The sequence below is a fragment of the Pseudomonas sp. efr-133-TYG-23 genome, assembly GCF_030209215.1.
GTDB lineage: Bacteria > Pseudomonadota > Gammaproteobacteria > Pseudomonadales > Pseudomonadaceae > Aquipseudomonas > Aquipseudomonas rhodesiae.
On sequence record NZ_JARVSL010000040.1, the window covers coordinates 1 to 14,381 of the forward strand.

Below are 14,381 nucleotides of genomic sequence, written 5' to 3' on the forward strand. Positions count from 1 at the left end.
CGCCGGAAGTGGGGCGAATTATAGACTTCTGGAATCTGCCGTCAAGCGTTAATTTGCGTTTTCTATTAACCCCCATGAAAGAAGCCAAAAACACTCTATGTAGATAAGCGCCTCACTATTGTTGAGCAATATATTGCTCATCCGTATCTACTTGAGCATCATACCGTCCTCGCCTATCCAATATGATCTCGGACGACAACAAATGACCTCCTCTCCCCGCAGCCTGGCATCAACACTGTTTCCGGTCGGCCTGCTCTTGATTGCCATGGCATCCATCCAATCCGGCGCATCGCTCGCTAAGAGCATGTTCCCGGTCGTGGGCGCACAAGGTACTACTGCTTTGCGCTTGATTTTCGCCAGCGTGATCATGCTGGTTCTGTTACGTCCGTGGCGCGCCAGGCTGACTGCAAAGTCTCTGCGTACAGTGGTTGTCTATGGCATGGCACTGGGCGGCATGAATTTTCTCTTCTATATGTCATTACGCAGTGTCCCTTTGGGTATTGCCGTAGCACTCGAATTCACAGGGCCGCTGGCCGTAGCTATCTATGCCTCCCGGCGAGCGGTTGATTTCCTGTGGATTGCCTTGGCGATCGTCGGCCTACTCCTCTTGATTCCGATGGGAGAAGCCAGCAATGGCATCGACTTGTTGGGAGGTGCCTATGCGCTGGGTGCCGGTATCTGTTGGGCGCTTTACATAGTGTTCGGGCAGAAGGCGGGGAACGATAACGGCGTGCAAACCGCGGCCCTGGGCGTGATGATCGCTGCATTGTTCGTGGCACCTATCGGCATCGTTCATGCGGGAACGGCATTGCTGACACCCGCCTTGATTCCGGTCGCCATCGGTGTGGCTATCCTCTCTACCGCGCTGCCCTACACTCTTGAGATGGTTGCACTCACACGTCTGCCGGCCCGTACTTTCGGCACGCTCATGAGCATCGAACCTGCATTCGGTGCACTCTCTGGTTTGTTGTTCCTACAAGAACACCTCTCCATCCCCCAATGGCTGGCCATAACCTGCATTATCCTGGCTTCGGTAGGTGCCACACTGACGATGCGCAATGAGTCCAAGCCGTTGGTTCCGGCGGATTGATGCATCGTTGAACGTAGCTCTGGTATTTGCCGCTCATTTGAGCCATGTTTAGCCCTCAACGAATGTTACTCATGGAGTTTTTCGACAAGGACAGCGCGAACGCCAAGCTCGGCAGCGAGCACAGCCTGCCTCAACTCTTACGAGGCGGCTTTTTAAGGATAGGAATGAGAAGAATATTGATACTGTTGATGGTCGTGGCGATTGCAGGCTGTGCCGCGACCACAAAAACAGAAGTAAAACGGGGCAAGAAAGGGCTGCATATCAACTGTTCCGGCCTGTCCTCCTCTTGGGAGCAGTGCTACACCAGCGCAACAAATTCATGCGGCACTAAGGGCTATCGGGTGATCGCGAAGTCTGGTGACAATTCTGAAGAACCTGGCGATTACCCCTTCGGCCTCAACCCGGCGGGTTACACCAGCCGGAGCATGATTGTCATTTGTAAGTAGCCGACTTTCAAAACGTGGGTCGATTTTATAGCCGCCCACGCTTTGAGAACCACAACCTTTAAATGGCCGACGTGCGGACCAGCAACCACTCAAGACCAGCGCCACTGAGCAATGGACTCAAACGTTCACGCACCTGTTCGTGATAGGCATTGAGCCACTCGCGCTCATCCGTTGTCAGCAGCGAAGGCTCCAGACAACGGGTATCGATGGGACAGAGGGTCAACGTTTCGAATTTGAGAAACTCGCCAAACTCGGTCTTGCCGGCCTCACGGTTCAACACCAGGTTTTCGATGCGCACCCCCCAACGACCAGGCCGGTAGGTACCCGGCTCGATAGAAGTGATCATCCCCGGCTGCATCGCTGTCTGCGGCGCGGTAGCCGCCTGATAGGCAATCACTTGCGGGCCCTCATGCACATTGAGGAAATAACCTACGCCGTGCCCCGTGCCATGACCGTAATCCACGCCTTCGGCCCAGATAGGAGCGCGGGCAATGGCATCCAACAGCGGTGACAGAATCCCTTTGGGGAAGTGCGCGCGCGACAGTGCGATCACACCCTTAAGCACACGAGTGCAGTCACGTTTCTGCTCGTCGCTTGGCGTGCCGATAGGCACCATGCGCGTAATGTCCGTAGTGCCGCCCAAGTACTGACCGCCAGAGTCAATCAACAGCAAGCCGTCGCCCTCGATAACCGCATGCTCTTCTTCAGTGGCGTGGTAGTGGGGCATCGCGCCATTGGCGTTGAATGCCGCGATAGTGTTGAAACTCAGCGAAACATAATCGGGACGGCGGGCACGAGCTGCCGTCAGGTGTTCGTCGATCGTCAGTTCAGTGATGCGCTCGCGCCCAAACGCGCCGTCCAGCCAAGCGAAAAATTCGCACAACGCGGCGCCATCCTGTTCCATCGCGCGACGAATATGTTCCGCGTCCGCCAGACTTTTGCGGGATTTGGCCAGCGTCGTCGGGTTTAGCCCCTCAATCAGTTTGACGCCGGCATCCAAGTTTTCCAGCAAACCGGCCGTCACGCGCGCGGGATCAACCTGCACGCTGGCACCCGACGGCACCGCACGCAGCGCCTGCGCTACCTCGCTGTAGTCGCGTAATGTCACACCGTCCTGCTGCAGCACTGCACGCAACTCGGCATCGACTTTAGTCAACGCTACGAACAATGTGGCCTGCTGCTGACTGATCAGCGCAAAGGACACAAATACCGGATTGAACGACACATCACCACCGCGCAGGTTAAACAACCAGGCGATGTCATCCAGGGTGGCAATAAAATGCCAATCAGCACCCTTCTCTTTCAGACTGGCGCGCAATGCGGCGAGTTTCTCGCCACGGCCAAGGGTCGCTTGGGGCGGCAGGTGCTGATAGATCGGTTGATCGGGTAAATTCGGCCGGTCTCTCCAAACCTCATTGAGCAAATCGATATCCGTGCGCAACCGTGCGCCGCGCTCTGCGAGCTTGGCGCTCAAGGTTCGCGCTGAAGCAACCGCCATCACCGCACCGTCCACTGCCACTACACCCCCTTCGGGTGTTTGCTCGGCCAGCCACTCCAATGGCCCAGGCTGACCTGGCTGCAGCTTGACCAGCTCGATACCACTGCCTTTAAGTTCCTTGGTGGCTTGCTCCCAGTAACGGCTGTCAGCCCATACACCGGCGAAATCCGCTGTAACGATCAACGTTCCCACTGACCCATGAAAACCAGACAGCCACTGGCGCCCCTGCCAGTAACCCGGCAGGTATTCGGATAGATGCGGGTCGGCCGACGGCACCAGCAAGGCATCGATCCCCTCGCGGCTCATCAGTTCACGGGTATGCGCCAGGCGCTGGGGAACCGTTCCATGGGTCAAAGGCTGCATGCTCATTGTGTCTCCTGCTAACCACAAATAATTGTTATGCGTTGCGAATGAATATTCAGATGGCCCAGAAGGCCGGCGCACTGGCGAGTGCGGCCTTGATCAACTGTGCTGCCCGATCGATGTCCTGCTCAGAGGTAAACCGTCCCAGGCTCAAGCGAATCGTGCGACCGGCGCCACGGGCATCATGTCCCAATGCAAGAAGCACATGAGAAGGCGTATTACTGGCCGAGTTACACGCCGAAGTCGCGGAAAACGCAATGTCCGCACTCAGCGCAGCCGAATTGAATTCACCTTCGCCAAACGTAAGGCTCAGAGTATGGGGAATACGTTGGGTTGGGCTGCCATTGAGGCGCATCCCAGGAACACTGTCCAACTGATCCAACAAGCGTTGACGCAAGGCCGCGATCTTAACCTGTTCTTCGGCGAACGATTCGGCGGCCAGGGCAAACGCCATCCCCATGCCGGCAATCTGATGGGTTGCCAGGGTGCCGGAACGCAAGCCGCCTTCATGCCCACCGCCGTGGATCTGCGCCAATACCTTCTGCTGCGCACGTGGGCCGACGTACAACGCGCCGATGCCCTTGGGCCCATACAACTTGTGCGCGGAAAACGACATCAGATCCACTGGCCACTGTGCCAGGTCAATCGCCACCTTGCCTGCCCCCTGCGCCGCGTCAACGTGCAGCAATGCGCCATGCTTGCGCACGCGCGCGCCGATGGTGGGGATGTCATTGAGGGTGCCCAGTTCGTTATTCACCAGCATCAGCGACACCAGGAAGGTGTCTTCACGCAGCGCCTCACTCACCGCATCGGCGCTGATCAACCCGTCGGCGTCCGGCACCAAGTAAGTCACGGCCACGCCGGACTCCTGCAATTGCCGCGCGGTATCCAGAGTGGCCTTGTGCTCAATCTGGCTGGTGATGATATGCCCACCAGCCACTCCCCGCGCCTGGGTCACGCCCTTGATCGCCAGGTTGTTGGATTCCGTAGCGCCGGAGGTCCAGACGATCTGTTCGGGCCGTGCGCCCACCAACGCGGCGACCTGCTCGCGCGCCTGCTCGACTGTCTGCTTGGCGGCTTGGCCGAAGGCATGGGAGCTGGACGCAGGGTTACCGAAATTGGCATTAAAGCCCAGGCATTCGACCATCACCTGGATGACCCGCTCATCCACCGGCGTGGTGGCGGCGTAGTCGAAATACAACGGACGTTTCGTCATAACGTTCAAACACTCGCAGAGCAGGTTCCCGAGAACAGCGTCTCAGGGGCATCGACCAGAACAAGAGGTCGTCAGGTTTACCCAATCGGATGCCATTGAAAAAGGACCACGTTATTTAAATGTGCGTAGGAACGCTCCTGAAATTGAGCTTAACAGGCTCGGGCGGCGCCAAGGCAAACAAAAAGCCCGAGGTCCTTAAAGGAAACCTCGGGCTTTTTGCTACTGGACGCAGGCTCAACTGGGACGACCGTGCAGCGTGACGCTACGCTCGGCGTTCATTTCACCCTGGCGATCAAAGCCGAACGGTTGCTGTGGCTGCCCCATCAAAGCGGCGCGCTGGCGTTGGTACTCATCAAAGGACAGCCCGCGACGACTGAGGGTTTCCAGCGCCAACTGCTTGGTTTCTTCCGCCGTGTAGGGACGCAATTCGGGCGAATGGTGGCTCGCACAACCGCCCAGCACAGAGGCTACAAGTAATAAAGAGACAGCGAGAAATCGGTTCATGGCGACGGTCCTGTGGGTGGGGCTCAAGTCAATGAACACAGGCTACTCCCGCCTATTCACAGTGAAAAATCACCGTCTTCGATAGTTGCTATCAACCGCTCAGGCACCTTCGATAGCTATATCGTCTAATATTCTATTTTGATCTACCAATATGGAAATTGATTAATTTACGGAATAACAACAACCCTCTATAACAAGCCACAACATGTGCCCGCGCTCCCCCCATCGACGAAATAAACCAGTCCTGACGCGCACTGACAAGAGAGGTATCCATGCAGCTTCTGACCTTGCCCTCCTCCCCAGCCCTGGCGACCTCTATCCGCGCCACGGCCCAGGTTTTCGAGGACCCGAAGTCTCAGGCCCTGCTCGCCCATATCCAGCAAGTAGCGCCCAGCGAAGCCAGCGTGCTGATTATCGGTGAAACCGGTACTGGCAAAGAGCTGGTGGCGCGCCACATCCATAACCTCAGCGCACGGCGTCACCGACCGTTCGTGGCAGTGAACTGCGGGGCTTTCTCTGAATCACTGGTGGAAGCCGAATTGTTCGGGCATGAAAAAGGCGCCTTCACCGGAGCCCTCACTGCCAAGGCCGGCTGGTTTGAGGAGGCCGATGGTGGCACGCTGTTTCTGGATGAAATCGGCGATTTGCCCATGGCGATCCAGGTCAAATTGTTGCGGGTGCTGCAGGAGCGAGAAGTGGTGCGCCTCGGTTCGCGTAAGAGCATTCCGATTGATGTGCGCGTAGTGGCTGCTACTAATGTTCAGTTAGAGAAAGCCATCAACGCCGGACATTTCCGCGAGGACCTCTATTACCGCCTGGATGTAGTCAGCCTTGAACTCAGCCCGCTGCGCGAGCGGCCCGGCGATATCCTGCCGTTGGTGCGCCACTTTATCCAAACCTACAGCCAGCGCCTGGGCTACGGGTCGGTCACTATCAATCACGAGGCGCAGCTCAAGCTGAAAAGTTACAGCTGGCCGGGCAATATCCGCGAGCTGGAAAACGTTATCCATCACACCCTGCTGATCTGCCGAAATGGCGTGATCGAGCGCGAGGATTTGCGCCTGTCGAATCTGCGCATCGAACGCCAGGACGACTCCGCGCACGCGCTCGACAACAGCGCCGAAGCCCTGCTAGAGCGCGCATTCCAGAAGCTGTTCGAAGAACAGGCCGGTGCCCTGCATGAAAAGGTTGAAGACGCCCTGCTGCGCGCCGCCTACCGATTCAGCCATTACAACCAGGTACACACCGCCAACCTGCTGGGCCTGAGCCGGAATGTGGCCCGCAGCCGCCTGATCAAAATAGGTGAATTGGCGGTGAATAAACGTCGGCCAGGGGAAACCCTTCAAGGTGGGCGGATGCTGCACCTATCCGTTTAGACGACAGTGCAAAGCGTTATCGGGGCCACGTTCGAAACTCTGCAACACTTGGAAAGAACCAAAGGTCACCGCAGTGGCGCGATGGGTGCGAATCAGCATCCAGAAGCCCTCATCGCCCTGCTCGAAACGCTGGAACGCCGCCTCGCCCTCCTCACGCGATTGCCATTGCAGGTAATTAAGCACGCGTCGCCCGTCAGCACTGATCTGGACGCTGGCGCTCAGGAAACCCTCCTGGCTCTGGGCCAGGCGCTCACTCTGGGTAGACAAGGCCGCCACCAGTGCCAATTGTTGCGGGGGCTCGACGTGGAATTCGATCAGTTGAGTGAAGCTGCGACTTTTCTCTATTACTTGCATGAACTGCCTCCTTTCTATGTAGGCGGAATCTTGCGATTAGATGCCACGCAGGGTAAAACCTCGAGTTAAGTCAAGGTCAAGCACTGATTCGGAGTTTTCATGCTCAATAAAGAACTGACCGTCGGCCAATTGGCCGCGCGCAGCGGTGTGGCCGTCACAGCCCTGCACTTTTACGAAACCAAAGGGCTTATCAAAAGTCATCGCAACGCCGGCAATCAACGGCGCTACCCGCGGGACGTATTGCGTCGCGTGGTGGTGATCAAAATCGCGCAACGCCTGGGGATTCCGTTGGCGACGATCGGCGAAGCGTTGCAGGCCTTACCGGATGGCCGTACTCCTACGGCGCAGGATTGGGAGCGCTTGTCGGCGCAATGGCGCGAAGACTTGGATGAGCGCATCCATAAACTGCAATTGCTGCGCGACAAGCTCAACGGCTGCATTGGGTGCGGATGCCTGTCATTGGAGGCGTGCCCGTTACGCAATCAGGGCGATCAGCTCGGCGAGCGCGGGCCAGGCGCGCACTTGCTCGAACCGGATTGACTGTCCTGGTCCACATCGCCGCCTCCCTGATTGGCGTGACCTATAGTGAAGTGGTCGGTAAACACCGGCGTCTTCCAATCCACCTGATCAAGGAGAGCGATATGAGCGTCAAACCTATCCCGGAAGGCTATCACCGCATCACGCCGTATCTGGGAATCAAAGAAGCCGCTGAGGCCATCGAGTTTTACAAGACAGCCTTCGGCGCCCAGCAAATCATGCGCTTGGACATGCCCGACGGCAGGGTCGGTCACGCCGAGCTGCGCATCGGCGATTCGGCATTCATGCTGGGCTCGCCCTGCGAAGAAAGCGCTCTACACAGCCCAAACAACGGTCATACCAGTGTTGGCCTGCATTTATATGTAGAGGACGTCGATGCGCAGTATCAAAAAGCCATCGACGCCGGCGCTGAAATCATTTCCAGACCAAGCGACCAATTCTACGGCGATCGTTCCGGCACACTGCGCGATCCTTTCGGCCATGTGTGGTTCGTGGCGACGCAAAAAGAGTCTTTGTCCGAAGATCAAATTCAAGAGCGCGCGAAGGCGTTGTTCCAGCAAAGCTGAGACCCTCGAGCTGTGTAGCACCAGGCTTGCTCGCCATGGAAGCCCGTTCGGCCATAGACGTCGCCAACCTGACTAGAGCAAGCCCCTCCCCCCATTTGTTGGGCGATATCAAGCAAGCGAAAAGGCACGACTGAAAGCTTGAAACATTTTCTTTCATTTGTGCCTTAGGGATTTCTCATTCTCATCCGTCTTAACTTAGATACAGCCTGTCGCGTCAGCAAAAGCTACGACTGGCCTTTTCCGGGCCCGCATTGCCCCTCCGATCAAGACCCTCATTCACATGTCGAAGAAGTCACGCTCCAAACTCTGGTTTCTCGTACACAGCTGGCTGGCGTTGCCCATCTGGTTTTTTGTACTGATCGTCTGCGTCACCGGCACCCTGGCGGTGGTCAGCCAGGAAATCGTCTGGCTGGCCAACCCTGACATCCGCGCGAGCAAACCGTCCGACGATGCCGAACCGCTGAGCTTTGACCAGGTGATCGCCGCCATCAAGCGCGACGATCCGCACGTCATCGTGCGCTCCATCATTCGCCCCGATGAATCGCACTTCGCCTTGAGTGTGGGCCTGAGCTATCCCGACGGACGTTCGGTGGAGGCGTATGCCAACCCTTATACCGGCGCGATCCAGGGCATCAGCCCTGCTTTCGATTTCCAGCAATTCACCCGCGCGCTGCACGGCTGGTGGCTGGTGCCTTTTACCAACGGCTACAGTTGGGGCTGGTACCTGGTTTCATTGCTCGGCTTGCCGTTGCTGGCGTCACTGATCACCGGCCTGGTGGTGTACAAGCGCTTCTGGAAAGGTTTCCTGCGCCCGACCTTGCGTATCCGCCACGGTGCGCGGATCTTCTGGGGCGACTTCCACCGCCTGAGCGGAATCTGGTCGATCTGGTTCATTGCGGTTATTTCCATCACCGGCACCTGGTTCTTGATCCAAGCGTTCCTGGGGGACAACCAGATCTCCATTTCCAGCGAACCCATCGTGCCGGTAATCGCCCGGGAGAAAGTACCGACATCCGCCCCTGGCGTACCGGCACCGATGATTCCCTTGGACGATGCCATCAAGATCGCCACCCAGCGCATTCCAGGGCTGGAAGCCAGCTTCGTATTCCTGCCGCTCAACGCTTACAGCCATCTGCAGATCGGTGGCCGCGGCTGGTACCCGCTGATGTTCCAGACCGCGCAACTGAACCCTTATGACGGCGATATCGCCGTTTCGCACCTGTTGTCCGACCGCACTGCCCTGGAGTTCGTCACCGAATCCATGCGCCCGCTGCACACCGGAGACTTCGGTGGCCTGTGGATCAAGCTGATCTGGGCGTTCTTCGGTCTGGTGCTGAGCATGATGGTATTGAGTGGCCTGCTGATCTGGACCAAACGCACCGCCCTGGCCACCGCCAATGCCCTCAAACGCAGCCACAAAGCGCCGCGCCAGGCCGCGTCCATCCCGGCCATGCAGGCTGAAACCCCGGAGACCAACCGATGAGCAAAGTCGCTGCCGCTGCACCGCCGTCGCCGCTGCGGGCGTTCTGGCTGAAATGGCGTTTCCATATCAACATCCTCCTCGTGCTGGTGCCGTTGGGCTTTATGCCCAAGTACTTCGCCGACGCCGCACTGTTTCGCGGGGACACCGGTATCGGCGAACGGGTAGCCGGTGAAGTGCAGGTCGGCCCCTGGAGCCTGACCCTCGCCGAGTTCCGTAACGAGGGCCCGCGCCCCGACCCGGCGGGCCCGATGAAATTTTTCAATGCCGCCCTGTGTGACGTCTGCGCCGATCAGGTCAAGGCCACTTATCTGCGTATCGGCAAACCCCGCAGCCTACGCGCCGCCGGCGTGATCTTCTTTGGCACGCCGTATCGCATGGGGGCCGGTCTGCCGGTGCCGGAGCGCACGCCGGTAGACGCCGAACTGTGGGTCACCATGGAAGGCTGGGACGGCACGATGCACCAGGGTTCCATCCCGCTGAGCCAGGCCTCCCCTGCCACCATTGCCTGGCTGAACAAGCAAGGAGTCAAACCATGACCTCAATCCTGCGCACCTATATCGCGCTGCTGTGTGTAGGCTTCAGCGCCACCGCCGTGGCCCACAATCCCATGTGCGAATGCAAGGAAATACCCGGCGAGCAAATCCAGTGCAAAGGTGGATTCTCCGATGGCAGCGGCGCGCCTGGCGTGACCCTGGACGTGATCGGCTACGACGAAACCATCCTGATGCCCGGCAAACTCGGCGAGGATTCGACCCTCACGTTCAAGAAACCTTCGGCCGAGTTCTACGTGTTGTTCGATGCCGGCCCTGGCCATGTGGTGGAAATCGATCAAGCGGATATCCAGCCCCAATGAGTACTACCCAGGTTGTACGCCCCGCTGGTGCCGGCCACGAAACCCTCTACGTGCTGCTGTTATGCCTGATCATCCTGGCGGTCGCCGGCACGGTGGTGGCCCTGCACGGCGAGTCCCAGCAGGTCGCGACTCTGCCCAGCCATCAATTGGACGCGCGGCGCGACCTGAGCGCCGCCGAGCAAGGCATCTACGCCGACCTGCGCGTGACCCTGGATGAAATCCATCTGTTGCAACAAGAGCAGAGCGCCCTGCCGACGCCCGAGCAACTGGCCGAGGAAGGCTTCGCTCCATTTGCTCAGGATGCCAGCTCGGTCAGCCGTGGCGATCACCGCTGGCAGTTGCTGGCACCGGCGGCTTATCTGGGAGTGAGCCAGGCACCTGGCGTGAGCGGCTCATTGCTGATGCGCGTGCAAGGCAGCGAACCGGATATCTGGCTCAACCGCTCCAACGATATCGCCTCCCCTTCCGACCTCACTGACCAGGCGCTGATCGCAGCCGGCTGGCAACAGGTGGTCGCGCAATTCGATGCCGGCGTGACCCGCCAGCACCGTCACTGAACGAGAAGACCGATTGCCCATGTCTATTTCATCTCCCCTGTTGCGCCTACTGCTGGTTGGCCTGCTCAGCCTGATGCTCACCCCTTTCGCCAACGCCGAAGCGGCCAAGCGCCTGCGCATCGGCATCACGCTGCACCCTTATTACAGTTACGTGGCCAATATCGTCGGCGACAAGGCCGAGGTGGTGCCGCTGATTCCGGCCGGGTTCAACCCCCACGCCTACGAGCCGCGCGCCGAGGACATCAAGCGCATCGGCACGCTGGACGTGATCGTGCTCAATGGTGTCGGCCATGACGATTTCGCCGACCGCATGATCGCCACCAGCGAACGCCCGGACATCCCCGTGATCGAGGCCAACGCCAACGTGCCGTTGCTGGCCGCCACCGGCAACGCCGCGCGCGGCGCGGGCAAAGTGGTCAACCCACATACCTTCCTGTCGATCAGCGCGTCGATTGCCCAGGTCAACAACATCGCCCGCGTACTGGGCAAGCTCGACCCCGACAACGCCAAGACCTACACCCAGAACGCCCGCGCCTACGGCAAGCGCCTGCGCCAGATGCGCGCCGACGCCCTGGCCAAGCTCACCAGCGCACCCAACCCTGACCTGCGTGTCGCCACGGTGCACGCGGCCTACGACTACCTGCTGCGTGAGTTTGGCCTGGAAGTCACCGCAGTGGTCGAGCCAGCCCACGGTATCGAACCCAGCCCAAGCCAGTTGAAGAAAACCATCGATGAACTGCGCGCCTTGGATGTGAAGGTGATTTTCTCGGAGATGGATTTCCCGTCCACCTACGTCGATACCATCCAGCGCGAATCCGGGGTCAAGCTGTACCCGCTCTCGCATATTTCCTACGGCGAATACAGCGCTGAAAAGTATGAAGTGGAAATGACCGGCAACCTCAACACCGTGGTCCGTGCCATTCAGGAGTCAGGCGCATGACCGCCGCCGAACAGCTGAATGTCGCCAGCATCGGGCCGACCCTCGACTTCGACAAGGTGTCGCTGACCCTGGGCCGTACCGCGATCCTGGCCGAGGTGAGTTTTCAGGTCCAGCCGGGCAGCATCCACGCGCTGGTGGGACCAAACGGCGGCGGGAAAAGCTCGCTGATCAAGACCTTGCTGGGGCAGACACCGCACCAGGGCCGCCTGAGCCTGGCGTGGCCGTCCTCGCCCGGCACCATCGGCTATGTCCCCCAGGCCTTGGAGTTCGACCGAGGTTTGCCGATGACCGTCGACGATTTCATGGCTGCAATGTGCCAGCGGCGCCCGGCGTTTCTTGGCCTGTCCCGGCATTACGCGGCCGCCATCGGCGAGGCGCTGGAGCGAGTGGGCATGCAGGATAAGCGCAAGCGCCGCATGGGGGCGTTATCCGGCGGCGAACGCCAGCGCGTGCTGCTGGCCCAGGGCCTGATCCCGGCCCCCCAATTGCTGGTGTTGGATGAACCGATGTCGGCCCTCGATGAGGCCGGTATCCAGGTGTTCGAACGCCTGCTCAACGACTGGCGCCTGGCTGGCATCACCGTCCTGTGGATCGAACACGACCTGGAAGCGGTTGGCCGCCTGGCCGATCGGGTAACTGGTCTGAACCGCCGCGTGCTGTTCGATGCCACGCCCAAAGAAGCGCTGACGCCCGACCGCCTGCTGACCCTGTTCTCTACTCACCCTCGGAGCACGGCGCCATGAGTTATGAAGCATTTCGCCTGATGGTCCAGGGCTGGGCTTCTTCGGGTTACCTGCCGGAAGCCTTGGCCTACGGCTTTGTAGTCAACGCATTGCTCGCGGGCCTGCTGATCGGCCCGGTACTGGGTGGACTGGGCACCCTGGTGGTAGTCAAACGCTTTGCGTTCTTCTCCGAAGCGGTCGGCCACGCCGCGCTGACCGGCGTAGCCGTGGGCATTTTGCTCGGCGAGCCCTACACCGGGCCGTACGGCAGCCTGTTCGGCTACTGCCTGTTGTTCGGCATCCTGCTCAACTACTTGCGCAACCGCACCGGGCTGGCGCCGGACACCTTGATCGGCGTGTTCCTGTCGGTTTCCCTGGCATTGGGCGCGAGCCTGCTGTTGATCCTGGCGGGCAAGATCAATGTGCACATCCTGGAGAACGTGTTGTTCGGTTCGGTGCTGACGGTTAACGGCAACGATCTGCTGGTGCTGGCGATTGTCGGTTCCCTGGTGATGGCCCTGGCATTGCCGCTGTACAACCGCATCATGCTCGCCAGCTTCAATCCCCAACTGGCGGCCGTGCGTGGCGTGGCAGTGAAGACTTTGGATTATCTGTTCGTGATCCTGGTGACACTGATCACCGTGGCGGCGGTCAAGGTCATCGGCGCGATCCTGGTGGGCGCGCTGCTGGTGATTCCGGCGGCAGCGGCGCGGCTGTTGAGCCAGTCGCTCAAAGGTTTTTTTTGGGTCTCGGTGGTGATCGCCACCGTCAGCACCCTCTGCGGCATTCTGCTACCAATCATATTTGACCTGCCCATCCCCTCCGGCGCCGCGATCATCCTCGTCGCCGGTATCGCCTTCGCCTGCGCGGCCATCGCGCGGGGCGTCGTCCCCAGCCTGAAAGGGAACCTTGGATAATGCGCTTCGTTCTACACCCTCTGACTCTGGCCTTCGCCTGCCTGATCGCCACACCGCTGATGGCGACCGAATCGGTAAAACCGGCGGTGCATGCCGCCAAACCTGTGAAAGTGCTGGCCTCGCTACCCATCACCTATGGCCTGGCGGACGTGTTGCTCAAAGGCACCGACGTGCAACTGGAACGCGCCGCGCCGGCCAACCTACCTGGCACGCGACAGGTATCGTATTTCACGGGGCGTGGCGCATCGGCGCTCAGCACGTTGGCCCAAGACGCCGACGCCGCCATCGGCTTGCGCTCGCTATGGCCGGATGACCCGCTGTACCCGGTGGCGCGACGGAGCAATATCCGTATCGTCGAAGTGGATGCCGCGCGTCCAGTGGACGGGGGGTTGCCGGGGATCGCCGTGCAACCCGGCGCCTCCGACGGTTTGAATAGCCAGCCCTGGCAATCGAGTAACAACCTGGGCCGCATGGCCGATGTAATGGCCTCCGACCTGAGCCGTCTGGCGCCGGGGGCCAAAACGAAGATCGACGCCAACCTCGCCGCCCTCAAGCAACGCCTGCTTAAATTCAGCGCCGACAGCGAGGCACGTCTGGCCAAAGCGGACAACCTGAGCGTGGTCAGCCTGAGCGATCATTTCGCCTACCTGATCAGCAGCCTGAACCTGGAAGCGCTCAGCACGGACGCCCGCCCCGACGCCGAGTGGACGCCCGACGCGTTGCGCAAACTCACCGCTGACCTGAAGGACAATGACGTCGCCGTGGTGCTGCATCATCGTCAGCCGAGTGAGGCGGTAAAAGCCGCAGTGACAGCAGGTGGCGCGCAGCTTCTGGTACTTAACGTCGACGGTACGGATCCGGTGACGGAGTTGGAAAACAATGTGGATCAGGTGATCAAAAGCCTTACGCCGCGCGGCTAAATGACAGCGGTCTTAAGGGGGACTTGGATTGGCCGCTGT

General features: G+C 59.6%; 17 protein-coding genes. 13 read left to right on the top strand and 4 right to left on the bottom strand.

The genetic code is table 11. The annotated features are described in order from the left end of the window. The first annotated feature begins 202 nt into the window (after positions 1-202). Both rhtA and QRN41_RS23720 read left to right on the top strand, forming a co-directional pair. Positions 203-1,090 carry a threonine/homoserine exporter RhtA gene (gene rhtA, locus QRN41_RS23715; protein WP_094066277.1) on the top strand — a complete coding sequence of 296 codons (888 nt, stop codon included), beginning with the start codon at positions 203-205 and terminating at the stop codon, positions 1,088-1,090. Positions 1,091-1,254: 164 nt separating this feature from the next. Beyond that, entirely contained in the window at positions 1,255-1,536 is a 282-nt protein-coding gene (locus tag QRN41_RS23720; RefSeq protein WP_034096797.1) for a hypothetical protein, read from the top strand. Positions 1,537-1,594: 58 nt separating this feature from the next. On the opposite strand, the gene QRN41_RS23725 is transcribed toward QRN41_RS23720, so the two are convergent. The 3 genes from QRN41_RS23725 to QRN41_RS23735 all read right to left on the bottom strand — a co-directional run bounded on the left by QRN41_RS23725 (position 1,595) and on the right by QRN41_RS23735 (position 5,117). Further along, entirely contained in the window at positions 1,595-3,403 is a 1,809-nt protein-coding gene (locus QRN41_RS23725) for an aminopeptidase P family protein (RefSeq protein ID WP_167418356.1), read from the bottom strand. A gap of 49 nt (positions 3,404-3,452) precedes the next feature. Beyond that, a complete protein-coding gene (locus QRN41_RS23730) occupies positions 3,453-4,613 on the bottom strand; it encodes a cysteine desulfurase family protein (protein ID WP_167418355.1) in 1,161 nt (386 codons plus the stop codon). Between the two features lie 234 nt (positions 4,614-4,847). After that, entirely contained in the window at positions 4,848-5,117 is a 270-nt protein-coding gene (locus QRN41_RS23735; protein WP_167418354.1) for a hypothetical protein, read from the bottom strand. A 272-nt stretch (positions 5,118-5,389) separates the two neighbouring features. Between QRN41_RS23735 and QRN41_RS23740 the strand changes: the two genes are divergently transcribed. Continuing rightward, positions 5,390-6,493 carry a sigma-54 interaction domain-containing protein gene (locus QRN41_RS23740; protein WP_094066269.1) on the top strand — a complete coding sequence of 368 codons (1,104 nt, stop codon included), beginning with the start codon at positions 5,390-5,392 and terminating at the stop codon, positions 6,491-6,493. Here QRN41_RS23740 and QRN41_RS23745 read toward each other — a convergent pair. Then, the gene (locus tag QRN41_RS23745) at positions 6,482-6,847 is read right to left on the bottom strand and encodes an antibiotic biosynthesis monooxygenase family protein (protein ID WP_167418353.1); all 366 of its coding nucleotides are present in this window, start codon (positions 6,845-6,847) and stop codon (positions 6,482-6,484) included. The genes QRN41_RS23740 and QRN41_RS23745 overlap by 12 nt on opposite strands. A 99-nt stretch (positions 6,848-6,946) precedes the next feature. Between QRN41_RS23745 and soxR the strand changes: the two genes are divergently transcribed. From soxR to QRN41_RS23795, 10 genes are all read left to right on the top strand, one after another. Further along, positions 6,947-7,387 (top strand): redox-sensitive transcriptional activator SoxR, encoded by a 441-nt coding sequence (soxR, locus tag QRN41_RS23750; RefSeq protein ID WP_034096748.1) that lies wholly within the window; start codon positions 6,947-6,949, stop codon positions 7,385-7,387. A 101-nt stretch (positions 7,388-7,488) separates the two neighbouring features. After that, positions 7,489-7,950: a VOC family protein gene (locus QRN41_RS23755; RefSeq protein WP_167418357.1), complete on the top strand. Its 462-nt coding sequence runs from the start codon at positions 7,489-7,491 to the stop codon at positions 7,948-7,950. A 280-nt stretch (positions 7,951-8,230) separates the two neighbouring features. Continuing rightward, on the top strand, positions 8,231-9,433 hold the full coding sequence (locus QRN41_RS23760; protein ID WP_034096746.1) for a PepSY-associated TM helix domain-containing protein: 1,203 nt from the start codon (positions 8,231-8,233) through the stop codon (positions 9,431-9,433). Further along, the gene (locus QRN41_RS23765; protein WP_034096745.1) at positions 9,430-9,969 is read left to right on the top strand and encodes a PA2404 family protein; all 540 of its coding nucleotides are present in this window, start codon (positions 9,430-9,432) and stop codon (positions 9,967-9,969) included. Before QRN41_RS23760 ends, QRN41_RS23765 begins: the two co-directional genes overlap by 4 nt. Beyond that, entirely contained in the window at positions 9,966-10,286 is a 321-nt protein-coding gene (locus QRN41_RS23770; protein ID WP_034112764.1) for a hypothetical protein, read from the top strand. The genes QRN41_RS23765 and QRN41_RS23770 overlap by 4 nt, the downstream gene beginning before the upstream one ends. Then, positions 10,283-10,843 carry a DUF6162 family protein gene (locus QRN41_RS23775; RefSeq protein ID WP_034137649.1) on the top strand — a complete coding sequence of 187 codons (561 nt, stop codon included), beginning with the start codon at positions 10,283-10,285 and terminating at the stop codon, positions 10,841-10,843. Before QRN41_RS23770 ends, QRN41_RS23775 begins: the two co-directional genes overlap by 4 nt. 19 nt (positions 10,844-10,862) lie before the next feature. Further along, the gene (locus QRN41_RS23780) at positions 10,863-11,783 is read left to right on the top strand and encodes a metal ABC transporter substrate-binding protein (RefSeq protein ID WP_167418352.1); all 921 of its coding nucleotides are present in this window, start codon (positions 10,863-10,865) and stop codon (positions 11,781-11,783) included. Beyond that, positions 11,780-12,526 (top strand): metal ABC transporter ATP-binding protein, encoded by a 747-nt coding sequence (locus tag QRN41_RS23785; RefSeq protein ID WP_034096741.1) that lies wholly within the window; start codon positions 11,780-11,782, stop codon positions 12,524-12,526. Before QRN41_RS23780 ends, QRN41_RS23785 begins: the two co-directional genes overlap by 4 nt. Next, positions 12,523-13,422, top strand: coding sequence for a metal ABC transporter permease (locus QRN41_RS23790; protein WP_040266411.1), 900 nt, complete (start codon positions 12,523-12,525; stop codon positions 13,420-13,422). Before QRN41_RS23785 ends, QRN41_RS23790 begins: the two co-directional genes overlap by 4 nt. Further along, complete coding sequence (locus QRN41_RS23795; protein WP_167418351.1) at positions 13,422-14,342, top strand: metal ABC transporter solute-binding protein, Zn/Mn family; 921 nt, start codon at positions 13,422-13,424, stop codon at positions 14,340-14,342. The genes QRN41_RS23790 and QRN41_RS23795 overlap by 1 nt, the downstream gene beginning before the upstream one ends. The last annotated feature ends 39 nt before the right edge of the window (positions 14,343-14,381 follow it).

Excerpts from the sequence above, each read along its gene's own strand:
- rhtA (WP_094066277.1), top strand. The coding sequence starts at position 203 with ATGACCTCCTCTCCCCGCAGCCTGGCATCAACACTGTTTCCGGTCGGC.
- QRN41_RS23720 (WP_034096797.1), top strand. The coding sequence starts at position 1,255 with ATGAGAAGAATATTGATACTGTTGATGGTCGTGGCGATTGCAGGCTGT.
- QRN41_RS23725 (WP_167418356.1), bottom strand. The coding sequence starts at position 3,403 with ATGAGCATGCAGCCTTTGACCCATGGAACGGTTCCCCAGCGCCTGGCG.
- QRN41_RS23730 (WP_167418355.1), bottom strand. The coding sequence starts at position 4,613 with ATGACGAAACGTCCGTTGTATTTCGACTACGCCGCCACCACGCCGGTG.
- QRN41_RS23735 (WP_167418354.1), bottom strand. The coding sequence starts at position 5,117 with ATGAACCGATTTCTCGCTGTCTCTTTATTACTTGTAGCCTCTGTGCTG.
- QRN41_RS23740 (WP_094066269.1), top strand. The coding sequence starts at position 5,390 with ATGCAGCTTCTGACCTTGCCCTCCTCCCCAGCCCTGGCGACCTCTATC.
- QRN41_RS23745 (WP_167418353.1), bottom strand. The coding sequence starts at position 6,847 with ATGCAAGTAATAGAGAAAAGTCGCAGCTTCACTCAACTGATCGAATTC.
- soxR (WP_034096748.1), top strand. The coding sequence starts at position 6,947 with ATGCTCAATAAAGAACTGACCGTCGGCCAATTGGCCGCGCGCAGCGGT.
- QRN41_RS23755 (WP_167418357.1), top strand. The coding sequence starts at position 7,489 with ATGAGCGTCAAACCTATCCCGGAAGGCTATCACCGCATCACGCCGTAT.
- QRN41_RS23760 (WP_034096746.1), top strand. The coding sequence starts at position 8,231 with ATGTCGAAGAAGTCACGCTCCAAACTCTGGTTTCTCGTACACAGCTGG.
- QRN41_RS23765 (WP_034096745.1), top strand. The coding sequence starts at position 9,430 with ATGAGCAAAGTCGCTGCCGCTGCACCGCCGTCGCCGCTGCGGGCGTTC.
- QRN41_RS23770 (WP_034112764.1), top strand. The coding sequence starts at position 9,966 with ATGACCTCAATCCTGCGCACCTATATCGCGCTGCTGTGTGTAGGCTTC.
- QRN41_RS23775 (WP_034137649.1), top strand. The coding sequence starts at position 10,283 with ATGAGTACTACCCAGGTTGTACGCCCCGCTGGTGCCGGCCACGAAACC.
- QRN41_RS23780 (WP_167418352.1), top strand. The coding sequence starts at position 10,863 with ATGTCTATTTCATCTCCCCTGTTGCGCCTACTGCTGGTTGGCCTGCTC.
- QRN41_RS23785 (WP_034096741.1), top strand. The coding sequence starts at position 11,780 with ATGACCGCCGCCGAACAGCTGAATGTCGCCAGCATCGGGCCGACCCTC.
- QRN41_RS23790 (WP_040266411.1), top strand. The coding sequence starts at position 12,523 with ATGAGTTATGAAGCATTTCGCCTGATGGTCCAGGGCTGGGCTTCTTCG.
- QRN41_RS23795 (WP_167418351.1), top strand. The coding sequence starts at position 13,422 with ATGCGCTTCGTTCTACACCCTCTGACTCTGGCCTTCGCCTGCCTGATC.